The organism is Nocardiopsis dassonvillei (assembly GCF_964273065.1).
Lineage (GTDB): Bacteria > Actinomycetota > Actinomycetes > Streptosporangiales > Streptosporangiaceae > Nocardiopsis > Nocardiopsis dassonvillei_B.
Genome location: NZ_OZ186815.1, coordinates 3036532 through 3056310, shown reverse-complemented (window position 1 = coordinate 3056310; position 19779 = coordinate 3036532). Strand labels below are relative to the sequence as shown.

Genomic DNA, 19779 nt, shown 5'->3' with positions numbered 1-19779 from the left:
GGCGACAACTCAAGGAATACCATACCCCCCCAGGGTATACAAGTGCGAGCCCGCTCCACCGGGTGCTCAGGGCCCCGGCTTGTCGCGCGGCGGGCCGGCGGGCGGTTCCGCCGACCACGCCCTCCTGCGAACCCGCCTCCGGTCCGGGTGGTCGCGGGCGTGCGGTCGGGCGTCGGCGGGCCTCCGGCCCCGGTGGCGGACGAGGGGGCCGCGTCGCCGTCGAAGTCCGAGCCCCGGGCGGCGACCGTGCCGTCGACGAGGTCCACCGTCACACCGGTGGCACCGTCGACCCGGCCGGCCGCGGCGCCGGCGGGCCGGTGCGGTGGCCACAGGCCCGTGCCCTCCACCCGATGGATCTGCGCGGCCCCGGTGGCGTCGGCGGTCCGGGCGGCGACCGCTCCGGTCCCACCGGAACGGGTGGTGCGCATGGGCCCCTCGCGCCGCTGTCCCCCGGGGGCGTTCGGGGAGCGGGTTCAAAATACTCCGCAGGGGTACCCGGGAAGCCCGTTCGACCACCGCCGTCCACCTGCGGAACCCCTCGCCGGACGGCTCGCCGGGGGAGTGGGCCCCCTTCGGACAGCCCGCCCGGGACACACCCCCGGAGCCGGGGCGGTCCGGCCTTGTTCCGGTCCGGCGTCCATCACGCTCCCGCCCCGGAAGCAGGCGACAGCCCCGCGCCGCCGGGGAACCCCGGGCGGGGGGAGGCGCGACCTCCGGCGAAGGCCGCGGTGAAGGCGTCGTCGCCGAGGGCGGACCGCACCGTGGCCGTGATGCGGTCGACGTCCCCGCGCTCCTCGGGGGGCAGGGGCGCGGCAGCGGACTCGCGCAGGGCGGCGGCCGCGCCGAGGAGCCGGGCCGCCTCCTCGGGGGCACCCCTCAGGGCCGCCGTACCGGCCAGGCCTTCGAGGGCGAGCGCGACGGCCCTGGGGTCACCGGTGTCCCGGGCGACGGCGAGGCCCTCCCGGTGGAGCTCCTCGGCCGCGGCGGCGTCCCCCCGCTGCTCGGCGGTGAAGCCGAGCTCGGCCAGCCCGAGCGCGACACCCGGGGCGAACCGCACCTCGCGCTCCCAGGCGAGGGCGTCGCGCATGCGGGCCTCGGCGTCGTCGAGGCGGCCCGCCCGGCGGGCGGTGAGGGCCAGACCGGTGAGGGCGAAGGCCTCGCCGGGACGGTAGCCGTGCTCGGCTGCCAGGCTCCGGCCCTGCTCGTGCCACCGGTCCGATCCCGCGTGGTCGCCCGCCAGCAGGGCGATCCGGCCGAGCCCGGACCGGAGCAGCGAGACCTGCAGCCACAGCCCCAGCTCCTCGGCCAGCCGGAGTCCGTCGCGGCACAGGCCGGCGGACCTGCGGTGGTCGCCCTTGATCTCCGCGAGCCGTGCCAGCAGGTCGATGGCCCGGACCCGTCCCCACCGGTCCCCGAGCTCCTCGAAGAGCGCCAGGCTCTCCTCCCCGGACCGTTCGAGGGTGGCGAGGTCGCCTCGGACGAGGGCCTGGTCGGCCTCGGTGGCCAGGGCCGCGGCGGTGCCCCAGCGGTCGCCGGTCCGCCGGAACACCGGCAGCGCCCGTTCCACCAGCTCCCGGCTGAGGTCCAGGTCGCCGGCGCCGAGCAGCACGTCGCTGAGGAACCACTCGGCTCTGGCGCGTTCGCCCGGGTCGGTGATGGTCTCCGCGGGTGTGTCGAAGTCCTCGGCGTGCTCGCTCAGCAGGTCCAGGCCGGTCCGCCAGGCCCGGGCCCGGGCCCGCGTCGCGGTGGGCGCCTGGGCCCGGACGGCCAGTGCCGTCCCGAACGCGCGCCGCCCCTCGCCGATCCGGCCGCGCAGGTACCAGTACCAGGCCAGCGCGTTGACCAGGCGCAGCGCGCGGTGGGCGTCGTGCCGCTGGACCGCCCCCTCGAACGCCGCGCGCAGGTTGGCGTGCTCGGCGTCCAGGCGCCCGAGCCAGACCCGCTGTTCGGAGCCGTACAGCCGCGGTTCCGCGCGTTCGGCCAGCCCGGTGTAGTAGTCCAGGTGCCGGAGGCGGACCCGCTCGGCCTCGCCGGCCTCCTCCAACCGCTCCAGGGCGTAGGCCGCGACCGATTCGAGCAGCCGGTAGCGGGCCCCGCCCGCGCCGTCGGCCCTGACCACCATCGAACGGTCGACGAGACGGGCCAGCAGGTCGAGGACGTCCTCGGGCACCACGTCGCCGCCGTCCGCGCAGACCTCCTCGGCCGCCTCCAGCGTGCAGCCCTCCGCGTGCACCGCGAGCCGCCGCAGGACGAGGCGTTCGGGCCCGGACAGGAGTTCCCAGCTCCAGTCGATCATCGCGCGCAGGGTCCGCTGCCGGGCCGGGCCGCCGCGGTGCCCGGAGGAGAGGAGCCGGAACCGGTCGTCGAGCCGTTCGGCCAGGTCGTGGACGTCCAGTGCGCGCAGACGGGTGGCCGCCAGCTCCAGGGCCAGCGGGACACCGTCCAGCCGGCGGCAGACCGCCGCGACCGCGCGGGCGTTTCCGGCGTCGATCGCGAACCCCGGGACCGCGGCCGCCGCGCGCGCCTCGAACAGCCGGACGGCGCTGAACCTCCGCAGGGCCGCGGGCCCTCCCTCGGCCGCGGCACGGGGCGCCTGAAGCGGCGGTACCGGCCAGACCGTCTCCCCGGCCAGCCCCAGGGGCTCCTGGCCGGTGGCGAGGATCCGCACGTCCGGTGCCGCCCGCAGGAGCCGCTCGCCCAGCGCGGCGACCTCGTCGACCACGTGCTCGCAGTTGTCCAGGACGAGCAGCGCCCGGCGGCCGCGCAGCGCCTCCGCGAGCCGTTCGGCCGGATCGGCGGGCACGCCGGAACGCGGCAGGGCGGACGTGGTGTCGTCGCGGATGCCGAGCACGGCGCCGACGGTTTCCGCGAGCCGTCCGCCGTCCGGCTCCCCGGCCGTCCGGTCGAGGCCGGCCAGCTCGACCAGCCACACGCCGTCCCGGTGGTCCGCGGCGGCCTGTGCGGCGGTCTCCAGGGCCAGCCGCGTCTTGCCGACCCCTCCGGGGCCGGTGAGGGTGACCAGCCGGGCGGACTCCAGCAGCCCCCGGATCCGCGCCGTCGCCTCCTCGCGCCCGATCAGCTCGCTGATCTGGGCGGGGAGGTTCGTCCGCGGGGGCGTTCCGGGCGCGGTGACCAGGGCCGGGTCCTGTTCGAGGATCCGCCGGTGGAGCCCGGCGATCTCCGGGCCGGGGTCCAGGCCCAGTTCCTCGCGCAGGCGGGCCCGGAGGTCGTCGTAGGTCTCCAGCGCCTCGCTCTGCCGTCCGGCGCCGTACAGGGCCCGCATGTACGCCGAACGGAGCCGTTCACGCAGCGGGTGGCGTTTCACCAGGTCGCCCAGCTCGCCCGTCGACGCGCCCGTCCCGCCGGCCTCCAGCCGCGCCTCCTCGCGTTCCTCGAACGCGGTGAGCCGCCGCTCCTCCAGGAACGCGATGACGGGTCGCGCGAACCCCGCGTCGGCGAAGTCGGCGTAGGCCGGTCCGCGCCACAGGTCCAGCGCCTCGGTCAGCAGGTCCGCCCGCGCTCCCGGTTCGGAGGCCGCACGGGCTCTCGCCAGCAGACCGGTGAAGCGCGCCGCGTCCACGTCCCCGGCCGCCGCCCGGAGCCGGTACCCGAGGGACTCCTCGAAGGACACCAGGTCCCGGGCTCCCGGCTCGGCCTCGTCCAGGGCCCGGCGCAGCCGCGAGACCTTGACCTGCAGTGCCCCGACCGGGTTGCGCGGCGGGGCGTCGCCCCACAGGTCGTCGATCAGCCGGTCCACCGGCACCGGGCGCCCCTCGTGCCCGATCAGGACGGCGAGCAGTGCGCGGACCTTCGCCCCGCGCACCACCACCGGGGCGCCGTCCGCCGTCCACACCCCCAACGGCCCGAGCACCCCGAATCGCATGTCCTCAAGCTACCAAGCGGTTCCCCGCGGTTTCGGGCCGCCTCACCCGTGCCGCCGCCGGCGGAAAGCGCGCGGTAAGTGCCGGGCAAGTGCCCGCGGACAAGCTCGGACCACACCGAACCCTTCGAGGAGGACCACCGTGAGATCCCCTGTGAACAGGACCACCGGCGCCAGGTCGCGCTGGGTCCTGGGCCTGCTGGCCTTCTCCAGCCTGATCACTTCGCTCGACTTCACCATCGTGTACGTGGCACTGCCCGACATCGCCCGCCAGGTGGGGCTGTCCGGCCACGCCACCCAGTGGGTGGTCAGCGCCTACGCCATCTTCTTCGGCGGCTTCCTGCTGCTGGGCGGCCGCTCGGCCGACCTGCTGGGCCGCCGTCGCGTGTTCGTCCTGGGCATGGTGCTGTTCGGCGTCGCGTCCCTGCTGGGCGGCCTGGCGACCTCGCCCGAAGCGCTGATCGCCGCCCGGGCACTCCAGGGGGTCGGCGGGGCCGCCCTGTTCCCCGCCACGCTCTCCCTGGTCACCACCGGGTTCGCCGAGGGCCCCGTACGCATCCGGGCGTTGGCCGTGTGGGCCATGGCCGGTGCGGGCGGGCTGAGCCTGGGCGCGCTGCTCGGCGGGATCCTGACCCACGTGTTCGGCTGGGAGGCGGTGTTCCTGGTGAACGTGCCGCTGGTCGCGGCGGGCATCGCGGGCGCGTTCGCCCTGCTCGCCCCCGACGGCCGGCGGGAACGGGGGCGCGGCTTCGACATCCCGGGCGCCCTGACCAGCACGGCCGGACTGACCCTCCTCGTGTTCGCCATCGCCCAGGGGCCCGAGACCGGCTGGACCACGCCCTCCGTCCTCGTCTCCGCCGTCCTGGCCGTGGTGCTGCTGGCCGTGTTCGTCGCCATCGAGGCGCGCACCGCGAACCCGCTGATGCCGCTGCGGTTGTTCGGCAACCCCCACCTGCGTGCGGGCCTGCTGGTGATCCTCACCTTCGGCATCACCATGCAGAACCTCGTGTACTTCCTCACCCTCTACTTCCAGGACGTGCTCGGCTACTCGGCGCTGCAGGGCGGACTGGCCTTCCTGAGCCTCTCGGTGATCATCGCCTTCGCCAACTTCGTCGCCGAGCGCCTGATCATCCGCATCGGAGCCCGCACGACCCTGCTCATCGCCCTGCTGCTCGGTTCCGGCGGCGGCGTGCTGCTGGCCGTCGGCATGCGTGCGGACGGCTCGTACTGGACGATCCTCGCCGGGCTGGTCGTCTACGGACTGGGCATGGGGACGATCTACCCGACCATGTTCGGCACCTCCGGGACCGGTGTGGCCGACGAGGACCAGGGCGCCGCGGGCGGCATGGCCAACACCGCCCTCCAGATCGGGACCAGTGTGGGCCTGGCCGTCCTGGTCGGCGTCTCCGCCTCCGGGCTCACCGACCTGACCGGCGAGGCCCTGCGCGCCGCCACCTCCGACGGCCTGCGCAACGCGGTCTACGTCGCGGCCGCGCTCACCCTGGCGGGCATCCTCGCCGCCCTGACCCTGCCCCGCCGCGCCGTCCCGGCCCCGCCCGCCGCAGCCCGCGGCACCGGGGAGCCGACCCCGACCCGGGCATGAAAAAAGGCCCTGCCGAGCAGGGCCTTCGTTGTGTCCGAGGGGGGACTTGAACCCCCACAGCCTTAACGGCCACTAGCACCTCAAGCTAGCGCGTCTACCTATTCCGCCACCCGGACCGAGTGGTGTCCGGCGGCAGCGCCGCCCGACACGACAACCATAGCAAAGCTCAGGAGTACCCCGAACCGCTTTTCGGGCCGGGGGTGATCATGACAGGGTCGGGGGCGACGAGCACAGTGGACACGGCGGAACGGGAGCGTCCGATGACACGGGAATCCGAGGGCTTGAGCACGGCGGAGGTCGAGGTCGTCGACCTGTGCCGGGAGCTCATCGCCTTCGACACCTCCAACTACGGCGACCACTCCGGGCCGGGTGAGCGCAAGGCCGCGGAGTACGTGGCGGGCAAGCTCGACGAGGTCGGGGTCGAGTCGGCGATCTACGAGAAGCACCCGGGGCGCAGCAACCTCGTGACGCGCATCGGGGGCGCGGATCCGAGCCGCCCCCCGCTGCTCGTCCACGGCCACCTGGACGTGGTCCCCGCCGCGGCGGAGGACTGGACCCACCACCCCTTCGCCGGGGAGGTCGCCGACGGCTGCGTGTGGGGCCGCGGCGCGGTCGACATGAAGAACATGAACGCGATGGTCCTGGCGATGCTGCGTCAGCGGTTGCGCGAGGGGCGGCGGCCGCCGCGCGACATCGTGCTGGCCTTCCTCGCCGACGAGGAGGCCGGCGGCACCTGGGGCGCCCAGTACCTGGTGGACGAGCACCCCGAGCTGTTCGCGGACTGCGACGCGGCGATCAGCGAGGTCGGCGGGTTCTCGTTCACGGTGAAGGAGAACCGGCGGCTCTACCTCATCGAGACCGCGGAGAAGGGCATCGCCTGGATGAAGCTGACCGCGCGCGGCACCGCCGGGCACGGTTCGATGGTCAACCGGGACAACGCGGTCACCGAGCTGGCGGCGGCGGTCGCCCGGCTGGGGGAGCACGAGTTCCCGGTGCACCTGACCCCCACGGTCCGCACGTTCCTGGAGGAGATCTGCGAGGAGTTCCGGATCCCCTTCGACGAGAACGACCTGGACGCGACGGTGGCCCGGCTGGGGCCGATCGCCCGGATGATCGGGGCGACCCTGCGCAACACCCTCAACCCGACGGTGCTGGGCGGCGGGTACAAGGCGAACGTCATCCCCGGTGAGGCGACCGCCCAGGTGGACGGGCGCTTCCTGCCCGGTACCGAGGCCGACTACTTCGCGAAGATCGACGAGCTGCTCGGCCCCGGCGTGAGCCGGGAGTTCATCCACCACCTGCCCGCGGTGGAGACCCCCTTCGAGGGCGGGCTGGTGAACGCCATGTCGGCGGCCCTGCTGGCGGAGGACCCCGAGGCGCGCGCCGTCCCCTACTGCCTGTCGGGCGGGACGGACGCCAAGAGCTTCTCCCGGCTGGGCGTCCGCAACTTCGGGTTCGCGCCGCTGAAGCTGCCCCCGGAGCTGGACTTCGCGGGCATGTTCCACGGTGTGGACGAGCGGGTGCCGGTCGACGGGCTGCGGTTCGGCGTCCGGGTGCTGGACCGGTTCATCGAGATGAGCTGACGCCCGGGCGGGCGGGTGCCGGGCCGGGCCGGCGTCGGGACGGGAGGGTCCGTCACCACCTGTGATGATTCGTCCCCTGGTCGTGCCGGGAACTTCTCGGCACGACCCCCTTGTTCGCGTGCGCAGTCACGGAACGTGATGCTACGGTGTCTCTGAGTTCAAGGTTGTGGTGGCTCGGGCACGTCCGCCGTGTGACCACCGCATCCGACCGGGCGGCGCCGCCGCACGGGACCGTCCAGTAGTGGGAAACGAGGGGGCATCCATGGTGCTCACGGGCCGGGAGTGGTCGGTATCGACCGTCCGCGCCACCCGTGGCGACCGTGCCCTCTGCCGCCTACTGCTCCTGTCCGGCATCGTGGCCGTCGCTTGGCTGGCCGGGGTGGGTGTCGCCCAGGGCGACACCCACCCCGGCGGGCTCGCCGACCGGGTCCTGGGCTCCGAGGGGGTCGTCGAGGAGGTCGGCCGCTCGGCCGGCGAGGAGGTCCGGGTCACCGGCGCCGCCGCCCGGGCCGCCACCGGCGCCCTGACCGGCACCGTCGTGCCCCAGGCCGCCGCGCTCCCGGAGAACGTCCTCGACGAGACCGGCGTCTCCGGTGCCCTGGAGGGCACCTCCACCGGGCGCGTCGTCGAGGACACCGCCCGCGCCGTGGACGGCACCGCCCAGGGGGCGGGCCGACTGGTCGGCTCCGTCGCCACCACCGGGCGCGACGTGGTGGACTCCGCCGACGGCGCCCTGCGCGAAAGCGACCTGGTGGGCGGTGTCACCGACCTGGCCGGGCCCGCGGGCGCCCTCGACACCCTCGACGGCACCGTCACCGCGACGATGCCCGTCGACCTGCCGCTCCTCGGCGGCCCCGACACCCCCGCCGCCGTGGCACGTCCCGCGGTGGACCGGGCGGTCGGCTCGGCCGCCGACGCGGTCGAGCGGGCGGGACGCAACGAGCGCACCGCACCCGTCTTCGGGATGCTCGCACCCGCCGCCGGACCGAGCGAGGCCTCCGCGCCGGCCGTCGACGGCGGCGCCCGCGCGGCCGACACCGACCCCGGTGAGCGCATCCGCCTCATCGCGGGCGGTTCCCACGGGCCGAGCGGCGCCGACGCCACCGGTGCGTCCGCGCCGTCGTTCCCCGCGCCCGGCGCCGCCGGGTTCCTGATGGCCCGGGCCGACCACCTGGCCCCGCGGATGCAGCGGGTCGCCCTTCCCGGCGACCCCACCCTCGTCGTGCGCGACGCCGCCGACGACCCCTCCTTCTCCCCCGACTAGCCGCGACTTCACCAGCCGCGGTCGGTCCGGCGTGCCCTGCACGCCCCTTTCCACCCCGCCGACTCCCCGGAGGCCCCCGCTCGGGTCCCTTTTCCCGGGAGTCGGAACGACCGCGGTCCACGCAGCAACCATGACCTTCTTCGCTGACAAGGACACGCGAGATGAACCACCGGACACACGCCAGGATCGCGGCTCTGACCGCCGCCGGGCTCCTGGCACTGGCCCCGGCCGGGACCGCCCAGGCGGACACCTCCACCAGCGGCAACGGATCGATCGCCGGAGGGAACCAGATCCACGCCGACCTCGACGCCCCGGTCGACGTCTGCGGCAACTCGCTGGCGATCCTCGGAGCGGCCGGCGCCCAGTGCGCGGGCGGGGACGCCGTGACCACCGACAAGGACAAGGACAAGGGCCTCCCCGGCTACGCGCCGGAGCCTTCGGAGAGCCCGTCCGAGGGGCCCTCCGAGGGCCCGTCGGAGGGACCGTCCGAATCCCCGTCGGAGGGACCGTCCGAGGGCCCCTCCGAGAGCCCGTCGGAAGGACCCTCGGAAGGGCCTTCGGAGAAGCCCTCGGAGGAGCCGTCCGAGGGCCCCTCGGCGGGGGAGAGCCCGAGCGGACCGCCCTCCGACTCCGGCACCCCGGGTGAGCGGCCGTCCGACTCCTCGGCGGCCCGGCTCCCGCTGACCGGATCCTCGGGCCTGCCGGGCCTGCTCATCGCCGCGATCGCCGTGGCCTTGGCAGGGATCGGCATGGTCCTGGCGGGCCGCCGACGCTCCCGAGCCTGACCGGAAGGCTTCCCGGGCCGCCTCGGCGGCCCGGGGGTTGACGCGAGTCCCGTAGCACCGGCCGAGGCCATGTGCGCGGGGTTCACGTCAGCCGCCGCCCCACCAGGGCGGAGCTGACCGACGGGGCGCGCACGTCCGTCCGCATCCGGCGGACCGGGCGGCGACGCAGCCCTCGAGCACCGACCGGCACGCACCGCCCAGGTGCGGAGCCGGGAGGACGATCCCCGGCCTTGGCCGAAGGCCCGTACCCCACCCAGGGGTGTGGAACGGCCTGTGGCCCGAGCACACACCTTCTCATCTGCACGTTTTCTCGAAAGGAACTTCCCACATGTCTAAGTGGGTCAGGACCTCCGCGAAGTCCGTCCTGCTGGCGGCGGGCTTCGTCGCCCTGGGCAGCGGCGTGGCCTTCGCCGACACCGACGCCGCCACCAGCGGTAACGGCTCCGTCCTCGGCGGCAACCAGGCCGTCGTCAACGCCGACGTCCCGGTCAACGTGACCGGCAACGCGGTCGGCGCCGTCCTGGGCGTGGCCGGGGCCTCCACCACCGACTCCGACGCCGTCGTGGTGGACCGCCAGCGCGACGAGGTCGCCACCTCCGGCAACGGCTCGGTGCTGGGCGGCAACCAGCTGGTGATCGACGGAGACGTCCCGGTCAACGTGACCGGCAACGCGATCGCCGCCGTCGGCGGCATCGCCGGTGCCTCCTCCACCGACTCCGACACCGTCGTGCACGAGGGCCACGGCCACCGCCACGGCCACCACGGCCACCACGGTCGCCGCGGCCACCACGACCCCGAGGTCGCGACCTCCGGCAACGGCTCCCTGATCGGCGGCAACCAGCTGGTCGGTGACCTGGACGTCCCGATCAACGTGTCGGGCAACGCGATCGGCGCCGTCGGCGGCGTCGCGGGCGCCGCGGCCACCGACGCGGACGCCATCGTGCGCGAGGGCCGCGGTCACGGCCACGGCCACGGCCACCACCACGGGCGGGACCACTACGCCGCGGAGACCGAGATCACCGCGGCCGACCTGATCGGCGAGGCGACCCGGAACGCGAGCCTGCTGCCCGACACCTCCGGCGTGGACGCCGGCGTCCTGCGCCAGTCCGCCCCGGTCCGCGAGCACCAGTCGATCGCCACCTCCGGCAACGGCTCGGTCCTGGGCGGCAACCAGCTGGTCGGCCACCTGGACGTCCCGGTCAACGTGACCGGCAACGCGATCGGCGCCGTCGGCGGCGTCGCCGGCGCGGCCTCCACCGACAGCGACGCGGTCGTCAAGGAGGCGCACGAGCACATCGCGACCTCGGGCAACGGTTCACTCGCCGGCGGCAACCAGGCCGTGCTGCACGGCGACATCCCCGTGAACGTCGCCGGCAACGCGGTCGCCGCGGTCGCCGGCGTGGCGGGCGCCAGCTCCACCGACGACGACGCGGTCGTCGTGCACCAGAGCGCCCCCGAGCACCAGTCCGGCGCGCTGGACGTGCTGCCCGCGGTCCAGCAGCTCCCCGAGCTGCCGGTCTCCGAGACGCTGCCCGTCGAGTACACCGTGACCGAGTCCGCCCACCAGGCGGTCGCCGAGCACGCCCCGGAGCACGTCGGCGCGCTGCCCGCGCCCGGCACGTCGATGGACCCGGTCAGCCAGGTCCTGGGCGCCGCGGGCGTCGGCCTGTAGCGACGCGGACGGGGGAGGGGAGTCCCGACCCGTTCCCGCGCCCGTGGTGCGGTGCGCCTCGTTCCGTGAGGAACGCGGTGGACTGCGAGGTGCCGAACACCACAGGCGGGGGCCGGGGGGACGACCGGAGCCCGGAGCGGCACGTGCAGGGTGCCGTGTGCGTCACTCGAGTACGAGCACGAGGGGGACCGCCTCCGCACGCCCGTTCCGTGAGGAACGCGGTGGACTGCGGGCGGGTGGGGGTGGCCGCCGACCGCTCGGGACCACAGTCGAGTCCTCCCGGGAATATCCGGGAGGACTCGCCGCTTTGTGGGGGGTACGGGCATCCGGCTCCCCATAAAGTGTGATGGAAGTCACTCCAGGGGCGCGTTCCGGGTGATCGCCGGAGTCGGAGACCGCCCCGCGGCCCGCGCCATCGGTGCACGGTCTGCACCGTACGGGCCGGTAGCGGTGCGGCGAGCGCTTATTCTGCGGTTGCCGGTGGGTGAGAGCCCGCTCTCCGCGGTGGCGGCCCCGTGTACACGGGGGCCCCGCCCGCCCACCGACGGGGGAATGCCTGGAGTTTCGGTTACCGTCGGAATCCACGGAACCGAGGGACCGCGGCCGACAGATCACGCAGAGGCTAGACGCAGACGTAGGGGAACACGTGCCACCCACCAAGGGCAGCGCCGGCAAGAACGGCTCGCAGGACAGCGGACGACGGGGCTCGGGGACCGCTCTCGTCATCGTCGAGTCGCCGGCCAAGGCCAAGACCATCGCGGGCTACCTGGGCCGCGGTTACGTCGTGGAGTCCAGCATCGGACACATCCGCGACATGCCCACCAAGGCCGCGGAGATCCCCGCCAAGTACAAGGGCGAGCCGTGGGCGCGCCTGGGCGTCAACGTCGACGGCGACTTCGAGCCCCTCTACGTGGTCAACGCCGACAAGAAGTCCCACGTGCGCAAGCTCAAGGAGCTCATGGCGGAGGCCGACGAACTCCTCCTCGCCACCGATGAGGACCGCGAGGGAGAGGCCATCGCCTGGCACCTCCTCGAAGAGCTCCGGCCCAAGATCCCGGTGCGCCGCATGGTGTTCAACGAGATCACCAAGGAGGCCATCCAGCGGGCCGCCGACAACACCCGCGACCTCAACACCCGCCTGGTGACGGCCCAGGAGACCCGGCGCATCCTCGACCGCCTCTACGGCTACGAGGTCTCGCCGGTGCTGTGGAAGAAGGTCATGCCCCGGCTCTCCGCGGGCCGGGTGCAGTCCGTGGCCACCCGCCTGGTGGTCGAGCGCGAGCGCGAGCGGATGGCGTTCACCCCCGCCGAGTACTGGGACCTCAAGGCCCTCTTCGACGCCTCCGGCGCGAACATCCCCGCGGGCGACCCCACCGACTTCCCGGCCACCCTGGTCTCGGTGGACGGCACCCGTGTCGCCGTGGGCCGCGACTTCACCGCCCAGGGCACCGTCCGCCCGGACCGCACCGTCCTCCAGCTCGACGAGGAGGCCGCCCGCGCCCTGGCCGGCCGGCTGTCCGGCGCGGCCTTCTCCGTGTCCGCGGTGGAGCGCAAGCCCTACCGCCGCTCGCCGTACGCGCCGTTCCGCACCACCACCCTCCAGCAGGAGGCCTCCCGCAAGCTGGGGCTGTCGGCCAAGCAGACCATGCAGGTCGCCCAGCGGCTCTACGAGAACGGCTACATCACCTACATGCGCACCGACAGCACCACGCTGTCGGACAGCGCGGTGCGCGCCGCCCGCTCCCAGGCGCAGCGCCTGTACGGCGCGGACCACCTGCCGGACCAGCCCCGCGTCTACGCCAAGAAGGTCAAGAACGCCCAGGAGGCGCACGAGGCCATCCGCCCGGCCGGGGACGAGTTCCGCACCCCCTCCCAGACCGGGCTGAGCGGTCCCGAGCGCCGCCTCTACGAGCTGATCTGGAAGCGCACCGTCGCCTCCCAGATGAAGGACGCCGTCGGCGAGTCCGTCACCGTCAAGGTGCAGGGCACCTCCTCGTCCGGCGAGGTGGCCGAGTTCAACGCCACCGGCAAGATCATCACCTTCCACGGCTTCCTCAAGGCCTACGTGGAGGGCTCGGACGACCCGGCCGCCGACCTCGACGACCGCGAACGGCGGCTGCCGCCGGTGGCCGAGGGCGACGCGCTCACCGCCCGGGACCTGACCGCCGAGGGGCACAGCACCCGCCCGCCCGCCCGCTACACAGAGGCGAGCCTGGTCAAGGAGCTGGAGGAGCGGGAGATCGGCCGGCCCTCCACCTACGCCTCGATCATCGGCACCATCCTCGACCGCGGCTACGTGTTCAAGAAGGGCACCGCCCTGGTGCCGTCGTTCCTGGCGTTCGCCGTGGTGCAGCTGCTGGAGCGGCACTTCGGCAACCTGGTCGACTACGAGTTCACCGCCCGCCTGGAGGGCGTGCTCGACTCCATCGCCCGCGGCGAGGCCGAGAGCCTGCCGTGGCTGCGCCGGTTCTACTTCGGCGGCGACTCCGCCGACGGGGAGCGGGAGGCCGGCCTCAAGGAGCTGGTCGACGACCGCCTCGGCGACATCGACCCCAAGGAGATCAGCTCCCTGCCGGTGCCGGGCACCGAGGGCATCGTCCTGCGGGTCGGACGCTACGGCCCCTACCTGGACCGCGACGGCGTCCGCGTCAACGTGCCCGAGGACCTGGCGCCCGACGAGCTGACCCCGGACAAGGCCGAGGAGCTGTTCGCCCAGCCCAGCGGCGACCGCGAACTGGGCACCGACCCCGAGACCGGGCACCTCGTCGTGGCCAAGTCCGGGCGCTTCGGCCCCTACGTCACCGAGGTCATCGAGGAACCGGAGGAGAACGGCGGCAAGAAGGCCAAGGCCGCCAAGCCGCGCACCTCCTCGCTCCTCAAGTCGATGTCCCTGGACACCGTCACCCTCGACGACGCGCTCAAGCTCCTCTCGCTGCCGCGCGTGGTCGGCGAGATCGACGGCGAGGAGGTCACCGCGCAGAACGGCCGGTACGGGCCCTACATCAAGAAGGGCACCGACAGCCGCTCCCTGGCCTCCGAGGAGCAGATGTTCACGGTCACCATCGAGGAGGCCAAGGAGCTGTTCGCCCAGCCCAAGCAGCGCGGCCGCCGCACCGCCGCGCCGCCGCTGCGCGAGCTGGGCAAGGACCCGGTGTCGGGCGCCGTCATGCTCATCAAGGACGGCCGGTTCGGCCCCTACGTCACGGACGGGGAGGTCAACGCCTCGCTGCGCAAGGGCGACGAGGTGGAGTCCATCACCGACGAGCGGGCCGCCGAGCTGCTCGCCGAGCGCCGGGCCAAGGCGCCGGCCAAGAAGCCCGCGGCGAAGAAGGCCCCGGCCAAGAAGACGACCGCGAAGAAGACCACCGCGGCGAAGAAGACCACGACCGCCAAGAAGGCACCCGCCAAGAAGACGGGCACGCCCCGCAGCACGGCCAGGGCCGCCGACGAGGCCTGAGCCGCGCCCCGCGGGGCACGGGGCCGCCCCGGACGCACACCCGACCGCCCCGGACCGGACCGCCTCCGGCCCGGGGCGGTCCGCGTCGTGTGACACCGGGTGTCCGGGTCGGTACGATCTCCACGTCCTCTCCGGGGCCCGCTGTACCCCTGTTCGGAGATGATCTTCCGTACTACGCTGGGTGTGGCCGATGGGGACACCGAAACGCACGTGATCCCCGACCGATCCATCGCATTCCTCAGCGGACGACGGCCCATTCCTCTTCCCCCTCACCGAATAACCTTGAGCGCTATGAGCAGACCTGCATCTCCGGGAGCGCCGTCCGAGGCGCACAACGTCCTCGCGATCACTCCCTTCCGAAGGCTGTGGATCTCGCTCGTGCTGTCCGGACTGGGTGATTGGCTGAGCCTGCTGGCTCTGGTCTCCCTGGCCGCGATCTTCACGTTCGACGCCCCGGCCCCGGTCCGGTACCTGGCCATCGCCGGTGTCCTGGCCGTCAAACTCGCCCCCTCCGTCCTGTTCAGCCCCCTCGTCGGGGCGCTCGTGGACCGGCTGGACCGCCGGTGGACCATGGTCGGGGGCGACGTCCTGCGCGGCCTGCTCTACGTCTCGGTCCCCGTGGTGGGCCTGCTGGCCCCCGGGTTCGCGCTGCCGTGGCTGTTCATCGCGGCTCTGCTCGCGGAGATCGTCGAACTGCTGTGGACCGGAGCCCGGGACTCCGCGATCCCCAACCTGGTGCCCCGCAAGCTGCTGGGCCAGGCCGACCGCCTGGTGCTGCTCACCTCCTACGGCACCGCCCCGGTCGCCGCCCTGCTGTTCGCGGCCCTGGCCTCCGTCAGCGGCGTGCTCGGGGCGCTCGCCCCCTCGCTGGCCTCCCCCGAGGCCGACATCGCGCTCTACCTCAACGGCCTGCTCTTCTTCGCCGCCGCCGGGCTGGTCGCCGGACTCCGGATCCCCGGGCACCGGCCCGCCAAGGAGACCCAGAGCCCCACCCGCGACGCGCGCATCCTCCCGTCCGTCGCCCGGGGCCTGCGCGGTACCGGGGAGCCGGTCCTGCTGCGCGGGCTGTCCCTGGGGCTGGTCGCCACGGTCGTCGCGGTGGGCGCCGTCGTCGGCGTCGGCCGCCTGCACGTCGAGGGCCTGGGCGCGGGCAACGCCGGGTTCGGCATGCTGTTCGCCGCCGCGCTGGGCGGCACGGGCCTGGGCGCCGTCGCCGGTCCCCGCATCCTGAAGCTGCTCAGCCGCCGCCGTCTGTTCGGGCTCACCGCGGTCGGTGCCGCGCTCCTGCTGCTGTTCACCGGCGCCGTCGGGGACATGGTCCTGGCCGCCGTCCTGGCCCTGGTCGTGGGCGTGGCCGCGGGCATGGCCTGGGCGACCGCCCTGGGCGTGGTCACCCGCGAGGTCGAGGAGGAGCACCGCACCGCGGTGCACGCCCACCTCAACGGCGCGGCCCGCCTGGCCCTGGTGCTGACGGCGGTGCTGGCCCCGGTCGCCGCCGGGTTCGTCGGCGACCACGCCCTGCCGGTCGGCCCGCTCACCTACGACCTGCGCGGCAGCGCCGTCGTGCTGATGGCGGTCGCCCTGCTCGCCGTCGTCGCCGCCGCGGTCGCCCACCGCCAGGTCAACCGGAACGACCCCGAGGCGGGCCCGGGCCTGCTCCCCGAGCTGTTCGCGGCGCTGCGCGGAGTCGAGATCACCGAGCCCGTCGCCGAGGACGAGCGCCCCTCCGGGGCGTTCATCGTCGTCGAGGGCGGTGAGGGCGCGGGCAAGTCCACCCAGGTCCGCGAGCTCACCGTGTGGCTGCGCGACCAGGGCTTCGAGGTGGTCAGCACCCGCCAGCCCGGCGCCACCAAGCTCGGCATGCGGCTGCGCGCCCTGCTGCTGGACCGGGAGAACTCCCACATCACCCCGCGCGCCGAGGTCCTGTTGTACGCCGCGGACAAGGCCGACCACGTCCAGCAGGAGATCCTGCCCGCGCTGCGCCGCGGCGCCGTGGTCGTCAGCGACCGCTACACCGACTCGCTGCTCGCCTACCAGGGCACCGGCCGCGACCTGGCGCTGTCGGACATCCGCGACATCAGCTCGTGGGCGGTGCAGGGGCTGGTCCCCGACCTGACGGTGCTGCTGGACGTGCGCCCGGAGGAGGGCCTGTCCCGGCTGGGCGGCCCGGCCGACCGGATCGAGTCGGAGTCCGTGGAGTTCCACGAGCGGGTCCGCAGGGGCTTCCTCGACCTGGCCCGGCAGGACCCGGACCGCTACCTGGTCCTGGACTCCCGGGAACCGCGCGAGAAGATCACCCGCGAGATCCAGAAGCGGGTCCGCGCACTGCTGCCCGACCCGGTCCCGAGCAGCGCCGAGGCGGTCACCGGCATGATCCCGGTCATCAAGAACGACTGACCCGAGCGCGGCCGGGCGGGGCCCGGGGGCGCATGCCCCCGGGCCCCACCCGTTCCCGGAACCGCCCCGGACGGCGGAACGGGCCTGTGGACGGCGGCCCGACCGTCGCCCCCGGCTCCTATCCTGGAGCCCTGGCAGGTCTTTCTTCCTGGGGGTGGAGTGTGACGGTCTTCGACGACCTGGTCGGTCAGCGGACCGCGGTGGGCCACCTGCGGCGGGCGGTGGCCGGCGCCGCCGACCTCGTGGCCGGGGGGGCGGGCGCGGGCATGACCCACGCCTGGCTGTTCACCGGGCCGCCCGGCTCGGGGCGCTCCGAGGCCGCCCGCGCCTTCGCCGCCGCACTGCAGTGCCGCGACGGCGGCTGCGGCCACTGCGACTCCTGCCACCAGGTCATGGCCGGGACCCACCCGGATGTGCTGTACGTGCGGCCCAGCGGGCTGAGCTTCGGTGTGGCGGCCACCCGCGAGCTGGTCCTGCGGGCCGGGTCCAAACCCTCCGGCGGACGGTTCCGGATCGTGCTGTTCGAGGACGCCGAGCGCGCCACCGAGGCGGCCTCCAACGCGCTGCTCAAGGCGGTGGAGGAGCCCTCGCCGCGCACCGTGTGGCTGCTGTGCACGCCCACCCCCGACGACCTGCTCGTCACCATCCGGTCCCGGTGCCGCCTGGTCACCCTCACCACCCCCACCACCGCCGAGATCGTCGACGCGCTCACCCGCGCCGGGGACGTCGACGAGGCCACGGCGCGGGCCGCCGCCCTTGCCTCGGCCGGACGGGTGGACCGGGCCCGTCGGCTCGCCACCGACCCCGAGGCGCGCCGCCGCCGCGAGGAGGTGCTGTCCATCCCGGCCCGACTCAACGGCATCGGCGCCTGCGTCACCTTCGCAGCCCGGCTCTACGAGATCGCCGAGGAGGAGTCCAAGGCGATCACCGCCGCCCTGGACGGCAGGGAGAAGGAGGAGCTGCGGGCCGCCTTCGGCGAGGGCTCCACCGGCAAGGGCGTGGCCAAGGCCATGCGCGGCTCCGCGGGGGCCATGAAGGACCTGGAGGAACGGCAGAAGCGCCGGGCCACCCGGATCAAGCGCGACTCCTACGACCGCGCCCTGCTGGACCTGGCCGCCTTCTACCGCGACGTGCTCACCCTCCAGCTCGGGGCGTCCGTCGAGCGCTCCACCGCGGAGCGCTCCGGCGACCTGGAGCGGATCGCCCGCTCCAGCACCCCGGAGGCCACCCTGCGGCGCATCGACGCCATCATGGCCTGCCGCGGGCGCATCGCCGCCAACGTGCACCCGCAGATCGCCATGGAGGCCATGACCTCCGCCCTCCTCATCGGCTGAGGCCCCGGGGCGGGGCGGCGCCCGGCGCGCACGCCCCGGCGGATACGGTCGACGTACGGCGCCACCCCCCGTCGCAACCGGATCGGCGGTCCGGCCGTCACAGGCAGGGGTGGAACCGATCGACGAAAAGGATGGGAACGCGTGGCGACGAGGCTGCGGGCAGGGGTGGCGGCGACGCTCACCGGCACGGTGCTCCTGGTGAGCGGATGCACGGCACCGACACCGGGCGGTGGAGACCAGGAGCAGGGGACCGACACTTCGCTCGGCGCCCTGGGCGACATCACCGACCAGGAACTCGCCTGGGGCGGCTGCGAGAGCGGACCCTCCGACGCCGAGTGCGCCACCTACGAGGTGCCCCTGGACTACGACGAGCCCGACGGCGAGCGCATCGAGATCGCGGTCAAGCGGATGTCCGCCACCGGCGACGACGTCATCGGCTCCCTGCTGGTCAACCCCGGCGGTCCGGGCGGCTCCGGATACGACTACGTCGACCACGCCTCCTTCATCGTCAGCGACCAGGTGCGCGAGCGCTTCGACCTGGTCGGCTTCGACCCGCGCGGGGTCGGCCGCAGCACCCCGATCACCTGCCTGCCCGCCGGGGAGCTCGACGACTTCATCGGCACTGAGGCCGAGAGCGCCGACGAGGACGGCGACATGTCCGAGCTGACCGAGGCCGGCATCGCCGACATGGAGGAGGGCAGCCGGGAGTTCGTGGAGGCCTGCCGGGCCAACGCCCCCGACCTGATGCTCAACATCGGCACCGTCAACGTCGCCCGCGACATGGACGTGCTGCGCGCCCTCCTGGGCGACGAGAAGCTCACCTACCTGGGCGCCTCCTACGGCACCCACATCGGCGCCCACTACGCCGAGCAGTTCCCCGAACGGGTGCGCGCGCTGGTGCTCGACGGCGCCGTCGACCCCACCCTGGGCCAGCTCGAACTGAGCGTCGCCCAGGCGACCGGGTTCGAGACCGCACTGCGCGCCTTCGTCGAGGACTGCCTCACCCGCACCGACTGCCCGCTGGGAGAGAGCGGCGACCCGGTCGAGGACGGCGTGGCCGCCCTCGACGGGTTCCTGGCGTCGACCGCCCGGGAGCCGCTGGCCAACAGCATGGACGACCGGGAGATCAACCGGACCCGCGCCGAGCTGGGCGTGCTCGCCGCCCTGTACTCCGAGTCCTGGTGGGAGCGGGTCCGCGAGGGCCTGGACGACGCCATGAACGACGGGGACGGCACCGTGCTCCTCCAGCTCGGCGACGAGCTGTACAGCCGCGGCGACGTGGAGGAGTACGAGAACTCCACGGCCGCCCTCATCGCGGTCAACTGCTCCGACTCGCCCAGCCCGCGCGAGGTCGGGGCCTACGCCGAGGCCGCCGAGGAGGCGGGGGAGGAGTCCCCGATCTTCGGCCCGAGCCTGGCCTGGGGCGCGCTGCCGTGCGCGTTCTGGCCCGAGGAGGCGGTCTACGACGGCGGCCCGCTGGACGCTCCGGGTGCCGCGCCGATCATGGTGGTGGGCACCACGCGCGACTCCGCGACCCCGTACGCCTGGGCCGAGGCGCTGGCCGAGGCGCTGGAGTCCGGCTTCCTGGTCACCCGGGACGGGGACGGCCACACCGGCTACCGGATGGGCGACACCTGCGTGGACCGCATGGTCGACGCCTACCTGATCGACCTGGAGGTCCCGGCGGACGGGATGGCCTGCGCCTGATCCCGGCGCGGAGTGCCGGGGCCGAAACCGTGTACCCGGCACTCCGCGAAGACGCTAAACTGGTGATCGCCTCGCCGCGTGGAACCGCGCGGCGTCG

General features: G+C 74.1%; 10 protein-coding genes and 1 tRNA gene. 9 read left to right on the top strand and 2 right to left on the bottom strand.

Features of this window, described 5'->3' with window-relative positions; genetic code table 11:
• Window positions 1-640 precede the first annotated feature (640 nt).
• Window positions 641-3883 (bottom strand): BTAD domain-containing putative transcriptional regulator, encoded by a 3243-nt coding sequence (locus tag ACSUPR_RS13475; RefSeq protein WP_436891630.1) that lies wholly within the window; start codon window positions 3881-3883, stop codon window positions 641-643.
• Window positions 3884-4022: 139 nt separating this feature from the next.
• Between ACSUPR_RS13475 and ACSUPR_RS13470 the strand changes: the two genes are divergently transcribed.
• The gene (locus ACSUPR_RS13470; RefSeq protein ID WP_436891629.1) at window positions 4023-5483 is read left to right on the top strand and encodes an MFS transporter; all 1461 of its coding nucleotides are present in this window, start codon (window positions 4023-4025) and stop codon (window positions 5481-5483) included.
• A gap of 31 nt (window positions 5484-5514) precedes the next feature.
• On the opposite strand, the gene ACSUPR_RS13465 is transcribed toward ACSUPR_RS13470, so the two are convergent.
• A tRNA-Leu gene (locus ACSUPR_RS13465) sits at window positions 5515-5599 on the bottom strand.
• 144 nt (window positions 5600-5743) lie between these two features.
• Between ACSUPR_RS13465 and ACSUPR_RS13460 the strand changes: the two genes are divergently transcribed.
• The 8 genes from ACSUPR_RS13460 to ACSUPR_RS13425 all read left to right on the top strand — a co-directional run bounded on the left by ACSUPR_RS13460 (window position 5744) and on the right by ACSUPR_RS13425 (window position 19682).
• Window positions 5744-7066 carry a M20/M25/M40 family metallo-hydrolase gene (locus ACSUPR_RS13460; protein WP_436891628.1) on the top strand — a complete coding sequence of 441 codons (1323 nt, stop codon included), beginning with the start codon at window positions 5744-5746 and terminating at the stop codon, window positions 7064-7066.
• Between the two features lie 262 nt (window positions 7067-7328).
• A complete protein-coding gene (locus ACSUPR_RS13455; protein ID WP_436891627.1) occupies window positions 7329-8330 on the top strand; it encodes a hypothetical protein in 1002 nt (333 codons plus the stop codon).
• A 161-nt stretch (window positions 8331-8491) separates the two neighbouring features.
• The gene (locus ACSUPR_RS13450; RefSeq protein ID WP_436891626.1) at window positions 8492-9115 is read left to right on the top strand and encodes a chaplin family protein; all 624 of its coding nucleotides are present in this window, start codon (window positions 8492-8494) and stop codon (window positions 9113-9115) included.
• Window positions 9116-9443: 328 nt separating this feature from the next.
• The gene (locus ACSUPR_RS13445) at window positions 9444-10787 is read left to right on the top strand and encodes a hypothetical protein (RefSeq protein ID WP_436891625.1); all 1344 of its coding nucleotides are present in this window, start codon (window positions 9444-9446) and stop codon (window positions 10785-10787) included.
• 646 nt (window positions 10788-11433) lie between these two features.
• Entirely contained in the window at window positions 11434-14244 is a 2811-nt protein-coding gene (gene topA, locus ACSUPR_RS13440; protein ID WP_436891624.1) for a type I DNA topoisomerase, read from the top strand.
• Between the two features lie 291 nt (window positions 14245-14535).
• Window positions 14536-16641 carry a dTMP kinase gene (tmk, locus tag ACSUPR_RS13435; protein ID WP_436891623.1) on the top strand — a complete coding sequence of 702 codons (2106 nt, stop codon included), beginning with the start codon at window positions 14536-14538 and terminating at the stop codon, window positions 16639-16641.
• A gap of 161 nt (window positions 16642-16802) precedes the next feature.
• On the top strand, window positions 16803-17975 hold the full coding sequence (locus ACSUPR_RS13430; protein ID WP_436891622.1) for a DNA polymerase III subunit delta': 1173 nt from the start codon (window positions 16803-16805) through the stop codon (window positions 17973-17975).
• Window positions 17976-18116: 141 nt separating this feature from the next.
• On the top strand, window positions 18117-19682 hold the full coding sequence (locus ACSUPR_RS13425) for an alpha/beta hydrolase (protein WP_436891621.1): 1566 nt from the start codon (window positions 18117-18119) through the stop codon (window positions 19680-19682).
• The last annotated feature ends 97 nt before the right edge of the window (window positions 19683-19779 follow it).

Coding starts and splice junctions, on each gene's coding strand:
- ACSUPR_RS13475 (WP_436891630.1), bottom strand. CDS start 3,883: ATGCGATTCGGGGTGCTCGGGCCGTTGGGGGTGTGGACGGCGGACGGC.
- ACSUPR_RS13460 (WP_436891628.1), top strand. CDS start 5,744: ATGACACGGGAATCCGAGGGCTTGAGCACGGCGGAGGTCGAGGTCGTC.
- ACSUPR_RS13455 (WP_436891627.1), top strand. CDS start 7,329: ATGGTGCTCACGGGCCGGGAGTGGTCGGTATCGACCGTCCGCGCCACC.
- ACSUPR_RS13450 (WP_436891626.1), top strand. CDS start 8,492: ATGAACCACCGGACACACGCCAGGATCGCGGCTCTGACCGCCGCCGGG.
- ACSUPR_RS13445 (WP_436891625.1), top strand. CDS start 9,444: ATGTCTAAGTGGGTCAGGACCTCCGCGAAGTCCGTCCTGCTGGCGGCG.
- tmk (WP_436891623.1), top strand. CDS start 14,536: ATGAGCAGACCTGCATCTCCGGGAGCGCCGTCCGAGGCGCACAACGTC.